Genomic DNA, 24,419 nt, shown 5'->3' on the forward strand with positions numbered 1-24,419 from the left:
AATGTAAAATGAGAACCATTCGCATTTAAGAAGCACCTGCACGCCTGCGGCATGGGGACTTCCGCGCCAACCTGGAGTGTGCCGTGACGTATGCCGTATCCCCCGCCGCCGATCCCGTCGCCCGACTGTACGGCGAGCACCATCCCTGGCTGCTGCGCTGGCTGCGCGGCAAACTGGCCTGCACGGACCACGCGGCCGACCTGGCGCAAGATACCTTCGTCAAATTGCTGGCCACGCCAACGGAGCGCGCCGTCGGCCTGCGCACGCCGCGCGCCTACCTGACCACCGTGGCGCGGCGCCTGCTGATCGACCATTACCGCCGCCAGTCGCTGGAACAGGCCTGGCTGGCCACCCTGGCCCAGTTGCCCGCGCCCGTCACGCCGTCGGCGGAAGAGCGCTTGCTGATCCTGGAAACGCTGCACCAGATCGATACGCTGCTCGATGGCCTGGGCGCGAAGGTGCGCACGGCGTTCCTGCTGTCGCAGCTGGAAGGCCTGGGCTACGCCGAGATCGCCGCGCGCCTGAACATCAGCGAGCGTACCGTCAAGCGCTACATGGTGCAGGCGCTGGCACAATGCATCCTGCTGCTGGCATGAGCGCCGCCATCGATGCGCACGCCGCGCATGAAGCGGCGCACTGGATGATGCGCCTGCAAGGCGGCGAACTGGACGACGCGTCACGGCAGGCGCTGGCCCGCTGGCGCGCCCGCCATCCGCGCAATGAGGCGGCCTGGCAACGCGCCGAGCAGGTGTGCCGCACCTTCGGCATGCTGTCCGCGCCGCTGGCCATGCCGGTACTGGACCGCCCAGCCCGCATCCAGCGCCGCGCCACCCTGAAAACCCTGGCCGTGCTGATCGTCGCCGGACCTGCCGGCTGGGCCATGCTGAAGGTGGCGCCGTGGCAGGAATGGACGGCCGACCTGCGCACGGCCACGGGCGAGATCCGCCACCTGACCCTGGCCGACGGCAGCCGCCTGAGCCTGAACACGGCCAGCGCCGCCGATATCGGCTTCAGCGCCGCGCTGCGCCTGGTGCACCTGCGTGCCGGCGAAATCCACGTGACGACGGCCCCCGATCCCCATCCTGGCCGGCGCCCATTCATCGTGCGCACCAGTAACGGCAGCGTGCGTGCCATCGGTACGCGCTTCACGGTGCGCCAGGACGCCAGCCTGCTGGGCGCGCGCACCCATGTGGCCGTGGCGCAGGGCGCCGTCGAAGTGCGGCCCGCCGAAGGCCGTCCCGTCATTCTGCAGGCCGGCTGGCAAGCCAGCTTCGACGCGGCGGCCGCCAGCGCGCCGCAGCCGCTGGCGCCGCAGGCAAACGCCTGGCTCAAGGGCTTGCTGTACGCGGACGACACGCCGCTGGCCGACGTGCTGGCGCAGCTGGCGCGCTACCGCCACGGCGTCGTGCGCTGCGATCCGGCCGTGGCGCACCTGCGCGTCTCGGGCGTCTACCAGCTGCGCGACACGGACGCGCTGCTGGCCCTGCTGCAAGCGTCGCTGCCCATCCGCGTGCGGCGCCATAGCCGTTTCTGGATTTCAGTCGAGCCCGCATAAAACTTTTACAAAGAATGTCCCTTTCCGCCATGTGCCCCGTCAATCCACACAGGACCAACACATGAACGAAGGGAAACACGCAATGAAGCACTACCGCAACACCAGCATCACCCTCGCCCTGCTGGGCAGCCTGGCCCTGGCACCGCTCGCGCACGCGCAGCAGCTGCAGCAGGATGGCCCAGCGCGCCACTACCAGGTGGCCGCCGGCCCCCTCAGCACGGCCCTGTCCGCGTTTGCGGCCGAGGCCGGCGTCAGCATTTCCGGCGCCGCCAGCCTGTACGCGGGCTTGAGCAGCCGCGGCTTGAACGGCCATTACAAGGTGGCCGACGGTTTCGCCCGCCTGCTCGACGGCAGCGGCCTGATCGCCATCGACCAGGGCGGCGGCCACTACGCCGTACGCCAGCAGCCGTCGGCGGCGGACGCCGCCACCCTGCCCGGCATCGCCGTGCGCGCCACGGCCGAGCGCAGCACCAGCACGGAAGGCACGGGATCCTATACGACGCCGGCCACGGCCAGCGCCACGGGCCTGGTGCTGTCGCTGCGCGAGACGCCGCAATCGGTCAGCGTCATCACGCGCCAGCGCATGGATGACCAGGACTTGCTGACGGTGCGCGACGTGCTGCGCAACACGCCCGGCATCGCCGTCAACCAGTTCGACACGGAGCGCAGCACCTTTTCCGCGCGCGGCTTCGACGTCGACAATTTCCAGTACGACGGCGTGCCCACCACGTATAAAGTGCAGTATTCGGGCGGCGAGTCGGAAATGGATTCGTTGATCTATGACCGCGTGGAAGTGACGCGCGGCGCCACGGGCTTGCTGACGGGCGCCGGCTACCCGTCCGCCTCGATCAACCTCGTGCGCAAGCGGGCCAGCGCCAGGCAGTTCGAAGGCCAGCTGTCGCTGGCGGCCGGTTCGTGGAGCGATTACCGCGGCACCGTCGACCTGGCTACGCCCCTGAACGGCGACGGTTCCGTGCGCGGCCGCGTGGCCGGCGCCTGGCAGGACCGCAAATCATTCACCAGCCACTATGCGAACCAGCGCCAGCTCGTCTATGCCACCGTCGAGGCGGACCTGGCGCCCGGCACGGTGGCCAGCGTGGGCGCCAGCTACCAGAAGAACGACCCGAAAGGCAGCAACTGGGGCGGCTTCCCGCTGTGGTACAGCGACGGCACGCGCACGGATTTCGACCGTTCCGTCTCGACGGCGCCGCGCTGGGCCGCCTGGGCCACGGAGCAGACGAATGTGCACGCCACCGTGGAGCACGCGCTGGGCCAGGGCTGGAAGGCGCAGGCGCAAGCCATGTACAGCAAGCATACGGAAGACACGCCGCTGCTGTTCCTGGCCGAGCGGCCGGACCGCATCACGGGTCTGGGCATGCTCGGCTATCCGAACCGCTACATCGGCCAGCGCGAGCAGAGCAGCGCCGACCTCAAGCTGTCCGGCCCGTTCACCCTGGGCGGACGCCAGCACGAAGTCATCGTCGGCGCCAATTACACGCTGCAGCGCGCCGAGTTCAGCGTCAAGGAAGCGCTCGATCCCGAGCCGATCGGCAATTTTCTCGCCTGGGACGGCAGCTACCCGCAGCCGGCCTGGGGCGAGCCCGTGCTGTCGGAAAAATATACCACCAAGCAATATGGGGCGTATGGCGCGGCGCGGCTGAACCTTGCCGACCACACCCGGCTGATCGTCGGCGGGCGCCTGAGCCGCTGGGACAAGGACCGCATCGGCTTCGATGGCAGCGCCCGCTTTGCCTTCGCCAAGAGCAAGTTCGTGCCGTATGCGGGCCTGGTGGTCGACTTGAACAGCGTGTATTCGGCCTATGCCAGCTACACGGACATCTTCCGCCCGCAGGAAAACCAGGACCGCACGGGCGCCTGGCTGGACCCGCTGACGGGGCAAAGCATGGAAGTGGGCTTGAAAGGCGAGTTGCCGGGTGGACAGTTGAACGGCGCCATCGGCATCTTCGAGATCAGGCAGGACAAGCTGGCCCAGCCGGACGGCGCGCACAGGATTCCCGGCACCACCACGCAAGCGTATTACGCGGCGCGGGGCGCCACCAGCCGTGGCGTCGAGGGAGAACTGTCGGGTCGTCTGGCGCCGGGCTGGAACGTGACGGCCAGCGCCAGCCACTTCCGCGCCAAGGACCGCGAACAGCAGGATATCAACACCCTGTCGCCCCGCTCGACGGCACGATTGTTTACCACCTGGAAAGTGCGCCCCGACCTCACCGTGGGCGGCGGCATCAACTGGCAAAGCAAGTTCTACTTTGACGACGAGGGCCCGGACGGCAAGGAAAGAATCACGCAGCAAGCCTACAGCACGGTCAGCCTGATGGCCACGTATCAGCTGTCGCGCCAGCTGACGGCCCAGCTGAACGTGGAAAACCTGCTCGACAAGCACTACATCAACATCAACACCTATGCGCAAGGCACGTATGGCATGCCGCGCAGTGTGCGGGGGACGTTGACGTACCGGTTTTGACGCGCATCAATACCGATACGTCAGGCGCTGCATGGCCGCCCTTACTTGGCCTGCAGCACTCCCCACATGAAGTCGAATTTGCGGGAGCCCTTCAGGACGGCTGGCATCGGCGCGCCGGTCGGATTGAAGGGCAGCATGGCCTTGGCCCCCAGCGATGTCGCGCCTGTGGCGTCGTACGACGCATACGCATGGCAAGCGATACAGGATGACGCCGTCACCGTGCCATTGCCGACCACGCGTTCAATGACCGAATTGCCCAGTGCGGTCGGCGTGCCGTCGGCCGTCACATAGTCGACCTGGGTCGACTTCAGGCAGTAATTCTGCCAGACCGGCGACAGCTTGGCCTGGGTCATCAGCATTTGCAGCATGCTCGACTTGTCGCAGGCGCCGTACTGGGTGTTGATGGCGCGCCGGTTGGGCGCCACCACGGGCTGCTCGGCGCCAAAGCTGTCATAGCAGCCGAGGTCGTCGCAGCGGCCTGGATTTTTCTGGTGTTCAAAAGTGCCCCACACCCAGTTCGGGTTCTGCCGGCTGCTCACATGCAGGGCCACCAAGGCATATTCCACCTTCTCGGACACGCTGGTGTAGTACAGCGAGCGGATGCGTTCCGGGCTGCGCAACTCGGGTATCCATTTGAGCAAGGTATCCACGGGTACCCAGTCGCCCTTGACGGAGACGGCATCGGTCGGCATCTGCACATCGAGCGCGCGCTGGTAGGCCGCGGCCAGGCCCGCCCGCGTATGCAAGCCGTTCTTCTTGATATAGTCAAACTGCGGACGATTGCGCCTCACCTCTTCGGCGATGCAGGGCACCGGCGTGCCATCGACGGGAAAACCGCCCGCAGCGGCATTGCCCGGCGCGATGCAAGGCAAATCGACCGGACCGCCGCCGTGCAGTTTCGTCCTCAGCAACGCGCTGGCCTGGAATTTCCGCGCCGTACCTGGACTCGGCCAGGCGGGCGTCGCCGTGAACGTGTCGGCATCCGACGCCCAGGTATCAAAGATCACCGATGGTGGCTGCGCGCCTGGCGTGGGCGCCGTGAACTTGGTAAACAAGCGCCAGATGAACTCGTCGGAGTTCATCTGCATGCCGTTCACCGGGCCGGCGCGTGCCGTGTCGACGACGCGCGCCACGCCAGGCGTCACGGCGGCCTCGGGCTTGGCCGCATGGGCGGCGGACGCGGCCAGGGCCAGGCCGGCGCCGATGAACATCGTGGCCAGTATTGTCAACCGTTGCGGTATCTTGAACATGCATGCCTCCGTAAACTCGCTTGTCAGTCGGAAATGGGCTGGCCGTCAACGAAGGGCGCCAGCAAAGGGCGGTGCGGGGAAAACAAATGAAAATACGACAGTTTGTGCATGGATTAGCTCAACATGCTTATCACTTCAAAACATCGGATACCGAAGATTGAACGCCACCGAAAAGCCGTTCAGGCGAGGGATGTTGCTGAGTCTAGCAACTTAAGTGATGTCCAAACACTCACATTGTAACCATGAGGAAATTAGTTTCCCAACGTCATACTTGACGGTAAAAAGCCAGGCAGCATGCGCGATAGCGGCGTGCGCGGGTACTTCGCAGCCGGCCCGTGTGCAGGCTGCCGGTCGGGTCGCGTCATGGGGGGAAGGCAAGGCGGGCAATCCGCCGTCACATGTCTTCGAATTTTGCCGTTCTTGTCATACACTGGCAACGCTTTCCCGTCCATGCATGCAGGCGCACGAACGCATGGGCAAGGTCATCGACGCCGCCGCCAGCCTCATTCGCACAAGCGGCGCAGCGTTTCCTTTGCCATCAACCAAGCCACCATATCCCCCATGAAAACTTCTTCCGCTGACAGCAAAACGATTTTTTCACTACCAATCTTGACGATGTCTTTTGTATTGACCCTCTCCAGCTTCGTGCATGCCCAGGCCGGCGATCGGTCGTCGGCAGCCAAGACAGATGACTACTCCGCCAAAATTGACCGCCTGATACAAGCAACCAGTCCAAGAAATTTCAATGGCGTCGTCCTCATCACGCAACATGGCAAAACGAAATACTCAAAAGCCTACGGCTATGCGGATATTAAAAATAAAACCCCATTAACGCCCGAAGACAACTTCAGGATCATGTCGAACAGCAAGCAAATTACGGCGGTGCTGATTTTAAGAGAAGTTGAAAAAGGCACAATAGACTTGCGCAGTCCCGTCAGAAAGTACTTGCCTGACTTGCCGCAAGCCTGGGCCGACGAAGTGACCGTGCATCAGTTGCTCAACTTTTCGGCAGGCATCAGCGCAATCGACCAGCCACTGAATTTCAAGCCCGGAACGGACTTTTTGTATGGCGTGACCACCTACAGCATGCTGGGCAGTATTTTTGAAAAAGTCTCCGGCAAAACGTATATCGAGGCGGCCAATGACTTGTTCAAGGAACTGGGCATGAAAAACAGTTTTTGCTATGAGGAAAACAAAAGCAATAAGGTCATCAATGGCTATGTCAATGCGAAAAACGCCTTCGAATTGCGCGAGCATCCAGTGCAGGGAAAAGGCTGGATCAGCTTCATTCCAGCAGGTGGCATTGTTTCAAACGCCAGGGACTTGAATATCTGGGATGAAAAGCTTCACAAGGGAAAAATTTTAAAGCCGGAGACCTATCGACTGATGACCAGTTACGACATCTCCAGCCAGCATGTGGCTTTTGGCAGCGAAAAACATGGCTATGGGTACGGTGTCTATGTGAGCGACAAGACGCCCGTCACATACATAGGGCACTCTGGCAAAGGCCTGGGATTCGCATCGATCAAGGTATATTTTCCTGAGAAAGATGTCGATGTGATTGTCCTGGAAAACCAGTACAGCGAAGACAGCGCCCTGCATTACTATTTTGAGATAAAAATAAGAGAAATCGTCATGAATAGCAGTCTTTTACGATAGCGCGGGCCACCCCAAGTACAGCGTTTCCGTCACGCCGCGGAGGAAAAAACACCCGACGGTGCGAAACGATGCCAGGTGACATGGCGCAGCCATCGCGCCATGCTCCCCACGCGTCCGGTTACGCCGTCAGCTTGCCATCGAGCTTGCCAATCAGCTTGTCCAACGTTAGCGGATACTCGCGCACGCGCACCCCCGTCGCGTTGTACACGGCATTGGCGATGGCGGCCGCCACGCCGCAGATGCCCAGCTCGCCCACACCCTTGGCCTTCATGGGCGAGGACATGGGGTCCGTTTCGTCGAGAAAGATGACGTCCTGGTGCGGGATGTCGGCGTGCACGGGCACTTCGTAGCCGGCCAGGTCGTGGTTGACGAAGTAGCCGCGGCGCTGGTCGACCACCAGCTCTTCCATCAGGGCCGCGCCCACGCCCATGGTCATGGCGCCGATCACCTGGCTGCGCGCCGCCTTCGGATTGAGGATGCGGCCGGCCGCGCACACGGCCAGCATGCGGCGCACGCGCACTTCGCCCGTGTCGCGCTCCACGCCCACTTCGACGAAATGCGCGCCAAACGTCGATTGCTGGAATTTCTTGTCGAGGTCGCCGTATTCCATGTGGTCTTCCGCGACGACGTCGCCATGATAGGCGGCGGCAGCGAGCGGCACGCTGCGCTCGCCCTGGCTCACCTGGCCGTCGGCAAAGCGCGCGTCTTTCTCGTCGAAGCCCAGCTTGCCGGCGATGGCCTGGCGCAGGCGCACGCAGGCCGCGTACACGCCGGCCGTCGAGCTGTTGCCGCCCCACTGCCCGCCCGAACCGGCCGAGACGGGGAAATCCGAATCGCCGAGGCGCACCACGACCCGGTTCAGAGTCACGCCCAGCATCTCGGCCGCCGTCTGGGCGATGATGGTGTAGCTGCCCGTGCCGATGTCCGTCATGTCCGTCTCCACGGTAATGATGCCCTTGCCGTCGAGGCGCACCCTGGCGGCGGACTGCATGACGAGGTTGTTGCGGAAGGCGGCCGCCACGCCCATGCCCACCAGCCAGCGGCCGTCGCGCCGCGCGCCCGGTTGCGCCAGGCGCTCCTTCCAGCCGAACTCCACGGCGCCCGTGCGCAGGCAGTCGATCAGGCGGCGCTGGGAAAACGGCCGGCCGGGCTTTTCCGGATCCACTTTCGTATCGTTGAGGATGCGCAAGACGATGGGATCCATTTTCAATTTCTCCGCCATCTCGTCCATGGCGATTTCCAGCGCCATCAAGCCCGGCGCCTCGCCCGGCGCTCGCATGGCGTTGCCCTCCGGCAGATCGAGCACGGCCAGGCGCATGGCCGTCATGCGGTTGGCGCCCGCATACAGCAGGCGCGTCTGCAGCACGGCCGTTTCCGGCTGGCCGCCCTTCAAGTCGCCCGACCACGATTCATGGCCGATGGCCGTGATCTTGCCGTCGCGCGTGGCGCCGATGCGCAGGCGCTGGATGGTGGCGGGCCGGTGCGTCGTGTTGTTGAACATCAGGGGCCGCGTCAGCGCCACCTTCACGGGACGCTGCGCCGCGCGCGCACCGAGCGCCGCCAGCAACGCTTCGGCGCGCACGAACAGCTTGCCGCCGAAGCCGCCGCCGATGTAGGGCGAGACGATGCGCACCTGGTCTTTCGGCACGCCCAGGGTGCGCGCCAGGTCGCCGCGGCCCCAGTCCACCATCTGGTTCGCCGTCCACAGCGTCAGCTTGTCGCCTTCCCAGGAGGCAATCGAGGCGTGCGGCTCCATCATCGCGTGCGACTGGTCGGGCGTCGCATACATGGCATCGAGGCGCACGGGGGCATTGGCATAGGCGCCGGCAAAATCGCCGGCGCGGCTGTCGGGCTTGCCGTCTTTCGGCTTGCTGGCGCCGCCCCTGGCCTTGGCCAGGTCGAATGCGCCCTGCTGTTCCACATATGTGACGTCGAGCAACTGCGCGGCCGAGCGGGCCTGCTCGAAGGTTTCCGCCACCACCAGCGCGATGGCCTGGTGGTAATGCTGGATGTCCGGGCCGCCCAGCAGATGGGCCGTATTCATCTTGCCCTTCCCCAGCTTGCCCGCCGACTCAGCCGTGACGATGGCCAGCACGCCTGGCGCGCGCCGCGCGGCGCCGGTATCGATGGACGCGATGCGGCCCTTGGCGATGGCGGCGCCGACGACATGGCCGTAGGCGGCATGCGGCGCGGCGGCGTGCTGTTCATACGCATACGGCGCCGTGCCCGTGGTTTTCAGGGGGCCGTCGATGCGGTCCGTGGGCCGGCCCACGACTTTCAGCTGGTCGATGGGATTGGTGGTCGCAGGTGTCGTGAATTTCATGGCCCTAGCCTTTCTTCGCTTGGACTGCTTGTGCTTCCCTCAGCACGGAGGCTATCGTGCGCTCGGCCAGGGTCACCTTGAAGCCATTGTCGTCCGTCGGCCTGGCACCGGCCAGCAACTGCCGGGCCACGGCGGCGGCGCCATCGGGCATGGCCTGTTCCGCGCCCGCAACCCGCCACGGCTGCGGCGCGACACCGCCCAGGGCCAGCCTGCCCGTGCCGTCCGGCAAGATCACCGCCGCGACGGACACCAGCGCGAACGCGTACGAGGCGCGGTCGCGCACCTTGCGGTACATATGCGTGCCGCCCGGCGGCCGTGGCAGCACCACGCCCGTGATCAGTTCGCCTGGCTGCAAGACGGTCTCCACGTGCGGCGTATTGCCCGGCAGGCGGTAAAAGTCGGCGATCGGTATCGTGCGCACGGCGCCGTCGGCGCGCACCGTGTCGATGCTGGCGTCGAGCACGCGCATGGCCACGGCCATGTCGCTCGGGTGCGTGGCGATGCAGGCATCGCTGCCGCCCACGATGGCCAGCGGCCGGCTGAAGCCGCCGATGGCGGAACAGCCGCTGCCCGGCACGCGCTTGTTGCAGGCCTGGTTTGTGTCATAAAAGTAAGGACAGCGCGTGCGCTGCAGCAGGTTGCCGGCCGTCGTCGCCTTGTTGCGCAGTTGCGCCGACGCGCCGGCCAGCAAGGCGCGCGACAGCACGCCGTAATCGCGGCGCACCGTGGCATGGGCCGCCAGCGCCGTATTGCGCACGAGGGCGCCGATGCGCAAGCCGCCATCGTTTGTTGCTTCCACCTTGTCCAGGGCCAGGCCATTGACGTCGATCAGATGCGCGGGCGTCTCGATCTCGAGTTTCATCAGGTCGAGCAGATTCGTGCCGCCGGCGATGAAGCGGGCGCCCGGCGTGCGCAGCGCGGCCGCCGCTGCCTCGGCCGGCGTGGCGGCCTTCTGGTAAGTAAACACTCTCATGCCGGCCTCCCCGCCACCTCGGCGATGGCATCGATGATGTTGGAGTAGGCGCCGCAGCGGCACAGGTTGCCGCTCATGCGTTCGCGCAACTCTTCGGGCGTCGCCTGCGGCGCCGCGTTCAGGTCCGCGCTGACATGGCTGGGGATGCCCTGGCGGATTTCGCCCAGCGCGGCGATGGCCGAACAGATCTGCCCCGGCGTGCAATAGCCGCACTGATAGCCGTCGTGTGCGATGAAGGCTGCCTGCATCGGATGCAGTTTGTCGGGCGTGCCCAGGCCCTCGATGGTGGTAAGCTTGGCGCCGTCATGCATCACGGCCAGGGTCAGGCAGGCATTGATGCGCTGGCCGTCAAGCATGACGGTGCAGGCGCCGCACTGGCCGTGGTCGCAGCCCTTCTTGGTGCCCGTCAGGTGCAGGTGTTCGCGCAAGGCGTCGAGCAAGGTGGTACGCGTGTCCAGTTCCAGGCTGTGGCGCTGGCCATTGACCTCCAGCGTGACGTTCATCAACACGGGCGGCGGCGCCTGGCCGGCCTGGGCGGCCGTTTTTACCGCTTCCGCCGCGCCGGTGACGCCGGGCACGGCCACGGCGGTGGCCGACAGGGCGCCGGCGATCAGCAAGCCGCGCCGGCCTGTATCGATACGATGGACCTGCTTGATCTCGCTCATGTCGCGCTTCCTCCTGGCAGTTGGCTGGGTGGGCGCATGCAGGCCCGAAGTGCCAGTCTGGCGGCAGGACATGTACGCGTCTGTACGCGAACGTACGCAGAACTCCGCTTAACTCCCCATTTGCGCCTGTCCCTGGCGCACGCGCAAACTGCGCCGGGGCGTGCCGACGCCGCCCAGCGCCGCGTAGCCCGTGTGGCGGGCGCAGTGGTCGAGCGCCTGGCGCAGGGCCGTATCGACGTTGCGCAGCGACATGTCGTGCCGCTCGGCCACTTCCTGCCGGGTCAGCTCATCGACGCGCAGCGCTTCGAGCACTTGCCGGTGGCGCCGTGGCAACAGTTCGACGGCCTGCGCCAGGCGCCGCAGGTCCGCATGCAGTTCGGCCAGGCGTTCCGGCCCCGCCGCCGCATCGGCCAGGCGCTCGATGCCCTCCTCTTCCCCATCGCCCGCGTCCGCATACAGCCAGGCGCGGTTGCGGCGCAGGCTGTCCGTGGCCGCATTGCAGGCGACGCGGAAGACATAGGCGACGGGACTGTGCGCCAGCGGCGCGCCATTGCCCGCCCCCAGGCGCAGCCAGGCGTCGTGCAGGCTGTCGCTGGCCAGCTCGGCGCAGCCCAGATGCCGCGTCAGGCGACGGTGCAGGCCCGCGTAATGGCTTTCCAACACCGCCTGCAGCTGCGCGCCCGGCCCTGGCGCCGACGCCATGTCGTTGGCGGCCCGCAGACGGGGCCGCATGGCTGGCCAGCAGCGGGCCATGCGCGCATGCCCCACAGCGCCCGCTGCCATGCGCAATGGCAACATTTCCACCATGCCGGCCATCATGGCGACAGCCTGCTGCGCTCTTGCGCCGTCAACTGGCGCGTGGCCGATTCCGGCAGCGGGCCCAGGCCCAGCACGCGCACGGCGCTGCGCGGGTTGTAGTCGGCCGCCTCGATGCGGGCGCCGTCCAGCGGGGCCGCTTGCGCGCTGTCGGGCGGCGCGTCGCCGCCAAAGCCCAGCACGCGCACCGTGAACACGGATGGCTGCGCCGAGCGGGTGGCGGCGCGCTCGCGCTGCACCACGTCCTGCGCCGCCGCCGTGGCCTGGGAAGCGGCCGCGCTGGCGTTCGTCATGGCCGCCACGTTGACGGACGCCACCGTCGGCATGCCTTTCGCTTCGCCCTTGACCTGGATATTCGCCGCGTTCATCACCTTCAGCGCGGCCAGGTTGACGTTGCCCGAGACGCGGATGCCCGCCTCGCCCGCGTCGATGGTGCCCAGCGGCGCCAGCAAGTCGACGTCGCCGGCCGGCACTTCCGCGATCGGCGCCAGCGTGGCGATGCCGGCGCCCGTGCTGGGCACGTCGGACGACAGGGTCACGTTGCCCCAGTTGTCATACACGCGCTTGGGCGGCGTGTAGACGATGGTCGACTTCGAGCCACGGCCCGCGTTGATGTCGCCCGTCGACGACCAAGCGAGGATGTCGCCGCCAAACGTCGTCATGATGCGGCTCTGGCCCAGCAGGATGCTGCCGTGCGAGAACAGGTCGATATTGCCGCCGCCCTTGGTGATGACACCCGAGGTCGACGGCGGCGCCTCGCCTTCGATGCCCAACACCTGCTGGCCGCCCGGCGTCAGCAGCGCGATATCGCCGCCGAAATTCGTGTGCACGTAGCCGCTGCGGGGAACGATGCGGTCATAGTTCAGCGAAATCGGGTTGTAGGCGGCATACGTGCCGCGGTACATGACGATATCGCCCGCATACGAAATCGCCTTGCCGCTGGCGTCCGTGGCCGGCGCCAGGCCCGCGATGGCGTTGCGGCTGCGCAAGAAGCTGCCATAGCGCGAGCTGTCCGCATCGTTGTACTCGCGCCCGCCTGCCTTCAGTTCCGCGAAATACACGGTGCGGGCGAACACGCGCTGCTGCGGCTCGGGCAAGGCCAGGTAAAAGGCCAGCGCCTCGGCCGCCGTGCCCTTGAAGCCGTAGCGCTCACCGAGCCAGGTTGCCAACTCACTGTCGTACGATTTCACCACCTTGCCCGCCTGGTCCGCCAGCGGCACGCCCTTCTGCGCCACGTTCGCCGGGTCCAGATACGGCTTGACGAAGCGCAAGTAATCGAGGCCGGCCGCGCCCACGCCCGCCTGCATGGCGATGCCGGCGCCCGGGCGCTTGTCGCCCGCCACCACGGGACCGAGGCTGACGACGCTGCCTTTATCCTGCATCAATATGTTGCGGCCCGCGCTGATATCGAGCGTGCCGGGACCGGCCACGTTGAAGGAACTGCCCAGGATGTCGCGCCCGGCCGAGACCACCGATACGTCATATGCATTGTTGTGCACGAAAAGGTTGCTGAGTATCCTGAAGCGCATCTCGCCGGCGGCGGTGCCATCCAGGGCTTCCAGCTGCGCCGTGCCGCTGCTGACGATATCGCGTCCCGCCTTCATCCACACGGGTTGCGCCCCCTCGTACCAGGTGATGCCCGCATGCGCGGCATCGGTGAACTCGATGATGCGGCCGCTATTCACGCCCACCAGGTCGCCCGTGGCGGCATAGATGCGGGCGGCCTGCGTACCGCTGTTCGCAGGGCCGGCCGAGGAATTCGGTCCGAAGGCAAACAGCGGGAAGTTCCATTTCGTTGCTGGCGTCCCCTTGTTAGAGACATTGGCAGCCAGGGGATTGGTCACGTAAGTACTGAGATCCCAGCCCGTAAAGCCAGGCTTGAACGGCGTAACGATGCTGTCGGCGGCGGCACCGGACTGGCTGACGGCATAGCCGCCCGCATAGATGGAATCGCCGGCAAGCCACTGCAGCTGCGCATTGGGCGATGGCGCCAGCACCAGCGGATCAGCATAACTGGTGGCGCCATTCGAGTCGACAACTGCCTTGCCGTAATACAAGCTGCCATGCGGCGCCGCGGCCCGCACGATGGACGGGTAGACGATGGCCAGGTCGGTGGCCGTGCCAAGCGACCCGCTCAGGGGAGTCATATTGCCGCCGGCAGAGAACAGGTCGAGCGCCGTGCGCGGCGTCCACAGGCTGAACCAGCTGTAGCCATAGCCCTGCTCTCCGGACGGGCCGGTGAATGGCGTGGCATTGGGTAGGGTCGCGCGGCCGGGGTCGGCCACATCCTGCAGCGCCTGGTCGCCCAGGGTCGCCACGCTGAAGGTGGCGTCGCCGGGTACCAGGAGCATGCCGCCGCGCGGCGTGGCGCGCGTGGCCGTGAAGGCATCATAGGCCCGCGTTTCCAGCGGTACGTGCTGGGTAGGCTGCGAACCGTACTCCAGCGCCAGGCTGCCCAGCTGTGCGGCCGACGTTTCCGCGTGGCCCCGCAAGTCGACCAGCGCGCCATTCAGATAACCGCCACCGGGCGTGCTGGCGGGATTGAGCGCACCGCCCACGCGCAGGTCGAGGTCGCCGCCGCCCGTCAGCAGCAGGCTGCCGTCGGCCTGCACGCGGCCCGTGCTGCCCACGGCCAGCAGCAAGCCCTGCGAACGGGGATTGATGCTGGCGTTGTAAGAACTGCCCGTCAGCAGTGTCTGCACGCCCGCATCCCCCGCCACCTCGGCGCGCACATTGCCGCCGCCCAGGGTACCGAAGCCCGTAAAGCCCAGCACGGTGTCGGCCAGGGTATCGCGGCGCATATAGCTGCCGAAGTTGATCCACCACGCCGTCGGCTGGGCCGGGCCGCCCGTGGCCACGCCGCCGCTGCCCTGGCGCCACAGCCAGTTGCCCACCGGCACCGAATCGGCCAGGCCATCCTTGCTGACGGGACGTTCGTTGTTGGCGCTCGCCGCGTTGATCAACGCGCCGCTCAAGTTACCCGCCACCTTCAGCAGCAGATTGCCGCCCTGGTCCGGATACCATGCCCGGTAGATGCTGTCGGCGCCGCCATCGACCAGGCGTTCATGCGCGCCGTCGGGGTTGCCCAGCACAGTACCGTTCGCATTGCGCGAGCGCGGCAGGTTGTACGGATCGCCGGCCACCGTCGGCGAAGACGACATGCCCGCCGTGTACACGCCATACAGGCTGTCCATGCGCAGGTCGCCGCCGCTGACGAGGTCCAGGTCGCCCGTGCCCGTGCGCAGCACGCTGTGGCGCAGGCTGCTCGCCTTGTAGTCGAACGTGGGGTTCGGCGTGCCGCACCAGGTGGGATTTTCCTCGCAAATGGTGGGCCAGCCAAGCGCCACCGGATCGAGCAGGTCGCCCTCCTTGGTTCTGGGGTCGGCAAACTCTTCCGCGCCTTCTTTGGTCCACACGTAGGACACCCTCAGATCGCACCAGCTGGCGGTGTCGGCGCAGAACTTCGCAATCGTGGTGCCGTTCTGATTGAGAAATTCCTCGGAGATCGGTTCGCCCGCCACGATGCCTTCGATGCCCTGCTCTCCCGCTTCCTTGCTCCAGTACTGCACGCCCTTCGGCGGCACCAGCACGCCATACATGCCGTAGTGGCTGTCGGCCAGGCGCAGGGTGCCGCGCGCGGGATGCGCCTGCACGCTGCGCGTGTCGGCCCCGTCCAGGTCGGCGCCCGCCACCAGGCGCATGCCCCACGCTTGCGAACCTTCGGCCAGCATGGGCGCGATGGCCCACAGCTTGCCCTGGCTGCCCGCCACTTCCGGACGCAGCTCGATTGCCGCCACATTGGGCAACAGCTTGACGTCGGTGCCGGACGGGATCAGGGAGCCCACGGCCAGCGCCAGGTTGCCATCGAGTACAAAGACCGAGCGTTCACCGGCCACGCCAGGCAGCGGCACGCCCTTGGGCCAGGTCATGGCGCTCACTTTCACCGCTTGCTTGAGCACGCTGCCGGCGTCGAGGCGCATGCCGGCCGTAAAGGTCTGCTCCGTGGCCAGCAGGCTGCCGGCCGCGTGGACGATCTTGCCGGCGCTGTCGCGCACGGCAGCAGCCAGCACCGTGCCGGCCGGCACGATCATGGCCTGGTCCAGGGTCACGGCCACGGGCAGGCGCGTATTGGCCATCAGGTTGAAACCCTTGATGGGCAGGTCGTAATTGAGCGCGATTCCGCCCGGGAACAGCGTGCCATCGGCCACGGTCACGCCCTTGCCCGGCACGATGACGTCGCTGCCATTGATGTCGCGCCCCGGCAGCAGGCGCCAGCCGTTCTCGTCCTTGGTGGCGGGCGGCGGCGCGAAGCCGTCGTTGATGCTGCCGTAGATGCTCAGGTCGCCGCCGGCGCGCAGCAGCAGGCTGCCCACCTCGCCCGAGCCGCGCACAGTCGTGCGCTGGAAGCGGGGATTGAGGCTGGCGTAGCGCATGCCCGACAGATCCACGTCGCCCTGCACCACCAGGTCGCCGTCCGCCGTCCTGCTGGCGATATCGACGCCGGGACGCACATGCAGCGCATCGGCATACGCGGCCGTGGCCAGGCCCGCCAGTTTGCCGTTGCGCAAGTTCGTGTTGGCCAGCGCCGCGTCGATGAAAGCCGCGCTGTCCCCGTGCTTGCTGTCCAGGTAAGCCTGGTTGATCACCTGGTACGGCCGGCCGCCGGCCGACAGGTCGGGCGCCAGCACGCCATTGGCATCGGGCGTCATGGCGTAGGCCGCGTCGTCGTAGCGCTGCATGGCGTTGACGGCGATGGACTTCGCGCCGCGGATGGTCAGGCCGCCGCCGGCCGCGATGGCGATGTCGCCAAAGGTGGCGGCGTCGACGTCCGTGCGCGCGCCGCCGCTGCCCAGGCGCGGCGCGCTCAATTCCAGCGTGCCGCGCGCGGCGCCGTCGTATTCGCCCTTGCCCTTGCCGGCCACGGCGGCCGTGCCGTGGCGCACGTCGATCTGCGCGCCGCCGGCCAGGTTCAATGCGCCCTCGCCCGCATTCAGTTCCACCATGGCCCGGTTCGGGCTGTCGATGATCTTGCCATAGCTATCGACGCGCAAGACCGTGCCATGCGCGTCGAGCACGGCGTTGCCGGCCAACGTCACTCCATGCTTGCCGGCCAGGCGGATGCTGCCCACGCGCTCGCCGCTGGCATCGATCACGCCAGCGACGGTGAGACGGCCATTGTCGACCGACACCTGCACCTCGCCCGCCTTCAGCTCATTGCCTATCGTCAAGTCGCCCCGTTTCAGCTGGAAGCTGCGCGCGCCCGTCACGCCGCCTTCCGTCAGGCGCGTGTTCAGCGACGCGAACTGGCTGTCCAGGTTGCCGCCCGCGCCCAGGGTTTGCGCGCGCACGTCCACGCTGCCCTGCTTGTACGGCACCATGGTGCCGCCCGCGTCGTAGCTGCCGCTGGCGCCGCCCAGTATCTTGCCCAGCAAATCCACCATGCCGGCCCCGCCGTCGAGCGCCACCGCCTTCAGGCTGCCGGCGCGGTTGTGCTCGGCCGACAGGTCGATCACGGCGCCGCTTGCTGCGCGGATGTCGCCGGCGCGGCTGTCCAGGGTCACGTCGCCGCCCCAGCTGTATTTGTCCACGTCGAAGAAAGTGCTCTTGCGGCCCGCCAGGTCGAGGCGGGCGCCGTCGGCCACGGTGATGTCGTGCTGCGCGCTGACGGTGAGCTTGCCGCTCGGCAGCACCACGGCCGTGGCCACGCTGACGCTGTCGCCCTTCAGGCTCAGCTGAGCACCGAGCCCATCGTTGTTCTTGACGGGTGCCGCCGGCGCCACGCCGGCCGGCGCCGCCACCGTCAGCGCGCCGCCCGCCGTATAGCTGTGCACGGAGCCGGCGTCGCCCGTCAGCAGCGGCGTGATGATGTTCAGCTTGCCGCCGCTGTACTGGTAGCCCTTGCCCGTCTCATAGCCGTCCTGCGCCTGGTAGACGGACAGGCTGCCCTTGTGGTTGGCCGTGACTTGCCCGCCGGCCTTCAGGTTGACGTTGGCAAAGCCCAGCGCCAGGCGGTCGAACGAGGCGACGCCGGCCGGCTGCGTGAACGGGCCGAAGCCGAAATCGATGCGTTCCGCTTCCAGGTTCAGGGTGCCGCTGCCCGTGCCGGCGCCATGCGTGATCACATTGCCGGCCGGCGACAGGGCGCCGCCCCAGATCAAGTTGGCCGTGCGGATGGTGGCCACCGCGTCGTCGCCGCCCTGGCCATACATGGCCGGCGTGGTCAGCACCAGGCGCTCCAGGGTGGACTTTCCCGTCGTCTTGTCGTAGGTATCGAGCACCACGTCGCCATAGAAATTGACGCTGTCGGCCGCGCTCAGCATCAGTGCCTGCAGGGCCGGCGCGCCCGTGCTGGTGTCGCCGCGCAGCAGGCGCTCCAGCACGCCCTGGTTCATGGCCAGGCCGCTGGAGCGCGTGCCGCTGGCCTGGGCCGCCGCCAGCGCCTCGCTGCTGCCCATGTTGATGGCGCCCACCGCCAGGCTCAGGTTGCGCGTGCCGTAGCGGGCCGAGTTGTCCAGCTCAAAACTGCCATTCGTCGACATCAGCAAGGTGCCTTCCGAGTACAGGCTGGCCGTGCCGGCGCAGGCGTCGCCGCACACGCCGATGCTGATGCCGCCGCGCGCCGAACCGCCGACCGGGGTCACATTCATCAAGCCGTTCGAGGCGGCCAGCATGTGGATGCCCTCGTTGCTCTGGTAGATAAAACCGTCGTTGGAGTCATAGGCGGCCTTGCCGCGCCCCAGCGTGTTGATGCCCGCGCCGGGCGCAACATCGATCAGGCCGGCGGTCCATTCCGTATTCCAGGGATCGCGCGCCAGCAGCATCACTTCCGGCGCCGCCAGGATGGCGCCGCGGCGCAGGTAGATATTATGTGCCTGCGCCGTGCCAAAACTGATGTAGTTGCCGCCCTGTCCGTAATTGATGATGGGCGTGGAACCGATGACGATGCGCGCCGCGCCGATCGCGTTCAGGCTGCTGGCACGCAGCGTGACGCCGCCAAAATCCGGCGTGGCGGGCGCGCCGTCGGCGATGATTTCCAGATCCTCGGGGCCGCCCGCGATCACCGACACGGTGCCGCCGAAGCCGCCCGTGGCCGCGCCGAACTTGCCCGTGCCCTCGAACTGGAAGGAATCGATGCCGGCGCCGGGCGCCAGCTGCAGCTTGAACGTCTTCGCATCGGCCGGCAGCAGCGGGCGGGGAATGCCCCGCGTTTGCGCGTCGGCCAGGGCAAACGCCGTATAGCCCATTTCGTTGTACTGCGAATACGTGCGCAAGACCTTGGCCGGCGTGAGTATCAGCTGGCTGGCCAGCGGCGCGCGGATATCCGTGCCGGCGATCGACAGTGTGCCGGGCGCGGCCCAGGAACCGTTGCGCAGCGGCTGCGCCGGGGCGCCGCCACTCGCCTGCCCCGCCAGGCCGTTCAGTTCCACGCGGAAGGCGCCCGGCAGCAAGGCGTAGGTCGATGGCATCAGGGTGTAGGTGCCGGCGGGCAAGCCCGGCACGCCGCTGCCTATCGTCACCTGCCGGCCCACGGCCGGGTCGGCAGCGCCCTTGTCGCCGCCCACGGGCGCCTGCGGCGCCTGCACGCCCGGCACGATGGCGTACACGGGATTGGTCGCCAGTCCCGGCAAGACAAAGCCGCCGTTCGCCCCCACCTGCAGCAGCGGATGGTAGCGCGCATCGGTGGAGCCGCCGCGGCCGGCGACAAAACCGGCGCCCGTCAATTCGCCGCCGCCGGACAGGTCCAGCAGCGCGCCCGGCTTGACGGCCACGGCCACGCTGGCGATATCGACGCCGATGCGCATGGCGCCATTGGCGCTGCTGCCGCCGACGCCGAGAAACTCCGTCTTCTTGCCGTCGACGTTCCAGTTCTGGCCATCGGCCGTGCCGCCATACGGCATGACCATGCCGGCGGCGCTGACGGAAGTAACACTGCCAGGCAAGAAATTGATGCTCAGGCTATTCTCGTCCGCGCGCAGGCTGAGACCCAGGTTAAGCAGGCCCAGCGGCGCGCGCACGATGCCGCCCTGCTCGATATGGGCGGCACCCAGCTGCAGCATGCCAAAGGCCGAGTACGGCACGGCGGGAATGCTGTCCGTGCTGCGCGCGATGGTCAGGCTGCGCTCGGGGTCGTAGACGATATTGCCATCTTTTATGTCCATGCCCACGCGCACGGCGGCGCCGGCGCCCGTGGCCGGATAAAGCTGGGCCGCCTTGAGGGTCATGTCGCCCGGCGCCGACAGCACGGTCGTCGGCTGGTTGCCATCCCAGCCCAGCGGCGACAGCAGGAAGCGCAGGTCGCCGCGGCTGGTCAGGCGCACGTCGTTGGCCGCGACGTCGACCATGCCGCGCACGTCGATCAGGTCGCCCGCAATGCTGATCTGGCTGGCGACCGGCGACTGTCCTGCGCTGCCTGGCGTCGTATAGAAATCGCGGCCGGCCGGCCTGATGCTGGCCAGGCGCACATACGGCGCCGCCACGCTGACCTTCGCATCGGGCGAACTGCCGGGCGAGAGCACGGGCGCGCCGTACAGCTGGAAGCTTTGCTGCATCGTCAGCGCCACGTCGCCATCGAAGCTGGCGGCGCCCAGCAGGGCCAGGTTGCCGAAACCGCCCGCTTCCACTTGCTCCACAGAAAAACGGCCATGGCCGTACTGCAGCGCCTGCGCCCCGTCGCGGGCTGTCACCTTGTCAGCCAGGTCGCTGGCCGCCTGGCGCTGCGTCAGCCGCAGCTGGCGGCCCTGCAGCACCCTGGGCGTGGCCAGCACTTTCAGGTATTCGGGCGTGCCCGTGGCCACGGACAGGGTGCCGCCCGCCGCGCCCGCGCCGCCGGCCCTGGCCCGCAGCTGGCCGTCCAGATACAGGCCATTGTTCGACGCCAGCGCGATGCTGCCGCCTGCGCTGGCTACGTCGATGGCGTCGCCATCGACATCGAGCACGGCGTGCGCGCCGGACGCATCGAGCACGGCGCCGTCGCGCACGACGACGAACAGGCTGGCGGCCGAGGTGCTGCCCTGCGCATGGTCGATCTCGCCGCCGACGACGATGCTGCCGCCATCGACCACCTTGCCGTAGCGCCGGCCCTGCGCATCCGTGGCGCTGACGGCGCGCGAGGCCACGTCGAGCACGGCGTTCTCGCCGAGCCAGATGGAGCGGCCATGGCCGGCCGCCTCCACCGCCTCGGCGACCGGCCTGTCGACGCCCACGCCGCCCAGGCTGATCTTGCCGCCCCAGGCGTTCAGCCGGCCTTCCACCGTCAGCTGGCCCACGCTGGACAGCTTGATGGACTGGCCCGCATCGACGCTGACCACGGCATTCTTGCCCACCAGCAGTTCGGCGATGGCCATGTCGGCCGCGCCGGACTGCATGTCGCCCACCTGCAGGGCCAGGCTGGCGCCCTTGCGCTGCGTCAAGGCGCCCTTCAGCGGATTTTCCGTGACCTGTTCCGGCATCCACAGGGCCAGTTTTTCATTGTCCACCAGGCGCAGCACGGGCATGCGCACGTCCACCTGCGTGCCGTCGGCTACCGTCACGCCCTGCTTGCCGACCAGGCTGTAGCTGGAAAAGCCCTTGTCGAAGAAGCCGCCGCCCAGCTGCACGGTGCCTGCCTCGGGTTTTTCCATTGGGCCGATCATGATCTTGTTGGCCTGCAATTCCAGCTTGCCGCCGCCCGCCACGCCATGGCCGCGCACTTGCGCGCCTTCGCCCAGCGCCAGGTCGGCCTTCGCGCCATAGCTGGCCAGGGTCACGCTGCCGCCCTTGCCGCCCTGCTGTTTCGCCTGCGCCAGGATGGCCGCGCCGGAGCTCACGTCGACCAGGCTGCCATTGCCGACGCGCACGTCGCCAAACGCGCGCAGGGACACGCTGCCGCCGTTCACGTAAGGCAGGCCGGCGGCGGCCAGCGGATCGCGCAGCACGTTGCTGAACAAGCCGCTGGCATCGAGCGTGACGCCGTCGGCCAGCACCAGCGTGCCCGGGGGCGCGCCCGGATTGACGTAGGTATCGAGCATGCCCAGCGCACCGACCTGGTTCAGCACGTTGCCGGCCGCGATGCTGCCGCCACGGCTGCGCAGGCTGGCATTGATGGCGACGTCCTTGCCGAACACGGTGATATTGCCGCCATCGGCCACCTGCAGCGCGCTGTCGATGGTGATCGCGCCTTTCGCGGCGAGGCGGATGGCACCCAGCTGCTGCTCATTGAGCAAGCCCGTGTCGAGCAGCAGCCTGCCCTGGCGCTCGGGCGCCAGCACGCTGTCCACGTCGAGTCCGGCGGCGATGCCATCCTGCACGCGCGTCAGGCGTACCTCGTCCATGACGGCCGACAGCGCATGCTGCAGCACGCCCGTGCGCTTGTCGAACATCGGCTGGTACTGGCCGACGATCAGCTGGCCCCGCTGCGCGGCCGCCAGCTGCGACTGCTGGTAGCCGTCGAGCAGCGCCTGCGGCGCCTGGGTCTGGCGTTCGCCCTGGAAGACGTCGCCCGCGATGCCGCCCTCCAGCACGGCCGAACCGGTGGCCACCACCAGCTTGCCCGCATCGCGCCCCACCGTGTAGCCGTTTTCCAGCCGCTGTTGCGCGGCGATCAATGGACTGGCGTAAAACGCGCTGGCATCCTTGCCCCAGCGCGCATGCTCTTCCTCGTAGCCCTTGTACACGCCCGCATACGCCAGGTCGGCCGGCGCGCTGCCCGCCTCGTGCAGCTTGCCGTCCGCGCCTGTCAGCCAGGTCTGGCGCAACGCGCCCGTCTGCACGTCCAGCGTGCCGCCCGACAGGTTGATGCTGGAGCCAAGCTGCGTGACGACATCGTGGCCGCCGAAGGTCACCGTGCCGCCCTGCGCCATCCATTCGCTGACGGAGTGGCCCTGCGTGCCCAGGTAACCGGCCACCTCCAGCAAGCCGCCGGCCGTGTACCAGCGGTCGCTGTCGTAGCCGTTCGTGCCTTTGGGTAGCAGCACCAGCTTGCGGCGGTCGACCCAGATGCTGTTGTTGATCAAGGCCTTGCCGTCGCGGTTGACGGGCGCATCGCGCTGCTCGTTGCCCTGCACATTGATCTCGACATTGTTCGCCGCCATGGCCACCTTCACGCCGACGGCGCCGGCAACGTCGAGCCGGGCGCCGTCGCGCACGAGGCTGCGGCTGGCCGCGTTGACGGCGATCTGGCCGCCCGTGGCCAGGGTCAGCGAATCGCCGAGGAACTCCACCGTGCCGGCGCTGCCGATTTCGATGCGCGACTGGTCGCGGCGGTCGCTCACGGCGGCGATGTTTTCCGTCGCCACGGCCGGCCCGCGCATGGCGTCGCGCTGGCTGTCGAGCGCCGTCGTCTTGCCGTCGTCCTCGATGACGATGGTCGTGGCGGCGCCCCGTCCCAGGGTCACGCCGGCGTCGCTGCCCAGCGCGTTCAGGTGGATGGTGCCGCGCGTGGCCGTGGTGGTCGTGGCCAGCAGCACGCCGTCCTGGCGCACTTCGCGGCCCGCCAGCGTTACGTCGCCTTCGCGCGCCTGGATCAGGCCCGTGTTGACGACCTTGCCCGCCGTGCTGCCTGCCGCGAACTGGGGCGTGACTTCGCTGCCGCGCGTGGTCGACAAGGGGTTGCCGTCCGTGCCCACGCCTTTCTTGATGCTGAAACTGTCGCCGGCGGCCAGCAGGGCCTGGCCCTTGGGTGTGCTGATCTCGCCCCCGTTGTGCACTTCCTTACCCAGCAGCATCACGTAACCGCCGCCTTCCGTGCTGCCCTTGGGCGCGCTGCTGCTGATACGCGCGCCGGCCAGCACCTGCACCTTGCCGGCCGCCTCGGTAAACGTCGCGGCGCCGGCCGTGCCGGGGCTGTAGATGCCGTCCTTCTGGAATTGCGCGTCGCCGATGCGGGCCGCGGCCGCCACCAGGCTGCGCGTGTCGACCTGGCTCGCGCCATTGAAGACGATGCCGTTGCGGTTGACGATCAGCACCGTGCCGTCGGCCTTGATCTGGCCCTGGATCTGGCTGGGACGGGCCAGCGGATCGTTGACCCGGTTCAGCACGGCCCAATCCTTTTGCTGCTGGAAGGTCAGGCTCGTGTCCTTGCCGACGTTAAACGTTTCCCAGTTCAGGATGGCCTTGTCCGCCGTCTGCTGCACCACCACGGCCGTCTTGCCCGCCGCCACCGTCTGCACGGGCGCCTGGGCGTTGAGCCAGCCGGCCGTCAGGCTGTTGGTGTCGACCTGCAAGCCGCCTTTCACGAGGCCATCGGGCGCGCCGGGCACGCCCGCCGCCTGCTGGCGCGCCTGCGCCTGGACCGCCTGCTGCGCGGCGATGGCGCGCGCGGCCAGGTGCAGATTGTTGAGCGAACGCTGTAACTGCTGATTCGCCTGCTGGCCCTCGGGCCGGCTACCCTGCGGCAGCGGCTGGCCGCTCGGCAAACGGCCGGCCGTGCTAGCCGTATTTTGCGCCGCGCCCTTGGCCGCGAACCAGCCGCCGCTGAACGCCTGCTGCGCGCGCGCCGGCGTCGTGAAGGCGCCCGCCATCAGCATGGTGGTCAATGCATAGGCGAGCGGCGTGAGCCGCAAGCGGCTGCCCAGCGTGGAACAACGCTGCGCACCCGTGTCAACGTGCGGGACGGGGCGCTGGGCAGTGTGAAGCTTGGTCATGGCAATGGTTTCCTGGCTAGAGAGAAGGGAACGGAGCCTGGCTGTCGCACAAGCGTCCACACCTCCATGACGTAGC

General features: G+C 67.6%; 10 protein-coding genes. 4 read left to right on the forward strand and 6 right to left on the reverse strand.

Features of this window, described 5'->3' with window-relative positions; genetic code table 11:
* Nucleotides 1-83: 83 nt before the first annotated feature.
* From O0880_RS13765 to O0880_RS13775, 3 genes are all read left to right on the forward strand, one after another.
* Nucleotides 84-596, forward strand: coding sequence for a sigma-70 family RNA polymerase sigma factor (locus O0880_RS13765; protein WP_289886958.1), 513 nt, complete (start codon nt 84-86; stop codon nt 594-596).
* On the forward strand, nt 575-1,555 hold the full coding sequence (locus tag O0880_RS13770) for a FecR domain-containing protein (protein WP_289886959.1): 981 nt from the start codon (nt 575-577) through the stop codon (nt 1,553-1,555). The genes O0880_RS13765 and O0880_RS13770 overlap by 22 nt, the downstream gene beginning before the upstream one ends.
* A gap of 61 nt (nt 1,556-1,616) precedes the next feature.
* Nucleotides 1,617-4,037: a TonB-dependent receptor gene (locus O0880_RS13775; RefSeq protein WP_289886960.1), complete on the forward strand. Its 2,421-nt coding sequence runs from the start codon at nt 1,617-1,619 to the stop codon at nt 4,035-4,037.
* A gap of 41 nt (nt 4,038-4,078) precedes the next feature.
* On the opposite strand, the gene O0880_RS13780 is transcribed toward O0880_RS13775, so the two are convergent.
* Nucleotides 4,079-5,287 carry a hypothetical protein gene (locus O0880_RS13780; RefSeq protein WP_289886961.1) on the reverse strand — a complete coding sequence of 403 codons (1,209 nt, stop codon included), beginning with the start codon at nt 5,285-5,287 and terminating at the stop codon, nt 4,079-4,081.
* A 294-nt stretch (nt 5,288-5,581) separates the two neighbouring features.
* Between O0880_RS13780 and O0880_RS13785 the strand changes: the two genes are divergently transcribed.
* Entirely contained in the window at nt 5,582-6,946 is a 1,365-nt protein-coding gene (locus O0880_RS13785; protein ID WP_289886962.1) for a serine hydrolase domain-containing protein, read from the forward strand.
* Between the two features lie 118 nt (nt 6,947-7,064).
* Here O0880_RS13785 and paoC read toward each other — a convergent pair whose 3' ends face one another.
* The 5 genes from paoC to O0880_RS13810 form a co-directional block, all read right to left on the reverse strand.
* Nucleotides 7,065-9,269, reverse strand: a complete 2,205-nt coding sequence (gene paoC / locus O0880_RS13790) for an aldehyde oxidoreductase molybdenum-binding subunit PaoC (protein ID WP_289886963.1) — start codon at nt 9,267-9,269, stop codon at nt 7,065-7,067.
* Between the two features lie 4 nt (nt 9,270-9,273).
* Nucleotides 9,274-10,242: a xanthine dehydrogenase family protein subunit M gene (locus tag O0880_RS13795; protein ID WP_289886964.1), complete on the reverse strand. Its 969-nt coding sequence runs from the start codon at nt 10,240-10,242 to the stop codon at nt 9,274-9,276.
* Nucleotides 10,239-10,907 (reverse strand): aldehyde dehydrogenase iron-sulfur subunit PaoA, encoded by a 669-nt coding sequence (gene paoA / locus O0880_RS13800; protein ID WP_289886965.1) that lies wholly within the window; start codon nt 10,905-10,907, stop codon nt 10,239-10,241. Before paoA ends, O0880_RS13795 begins: the two co-directional genes overlap by 4 nt.
* Before the next feature lie 108 nt (nt 10,908-11,015).
* Nucleotides 11,016-11,726, reverse strand: coding sequence for a sigma-70 family RNA polymerase sigma factor (locus tag O0880_RS13805; RefSeq protein ID WP_289886966.1), 711 nt, complete (start codon nt 11,724-11,726; stop codon nt 11,016-11,018).
* On the reverse strand, nt 11,723-24,343 hold the full coding sequence (locus O0880_RS13810; protein ID WP_289886967.1) for a filamentous haemagglutinin family protein: 12,621 nt from the start codon (nt 24,341-24,343) through the stop codon (nt 11,723-11,725). The genes O0880_RS13805 and O0880_RS13810 overlap by 4 nt, the downstream gene beginning before the upstream one ends.
* Between the last annotated feature and the right edge of the window lie 76 nt (nt 24,344-24,419).

It is taken from the genome of Janthinobacterium sp. SUN118 (genome assembly GCF_030397695.1).
In the GTDB taxonomy this organism is placed as follows: domain Bacteria; phylum Pseudomonadota; class Gammaproteobacteria; order Burkholderiales; family Burkholderiaceae_D; genus Janthinobacterium.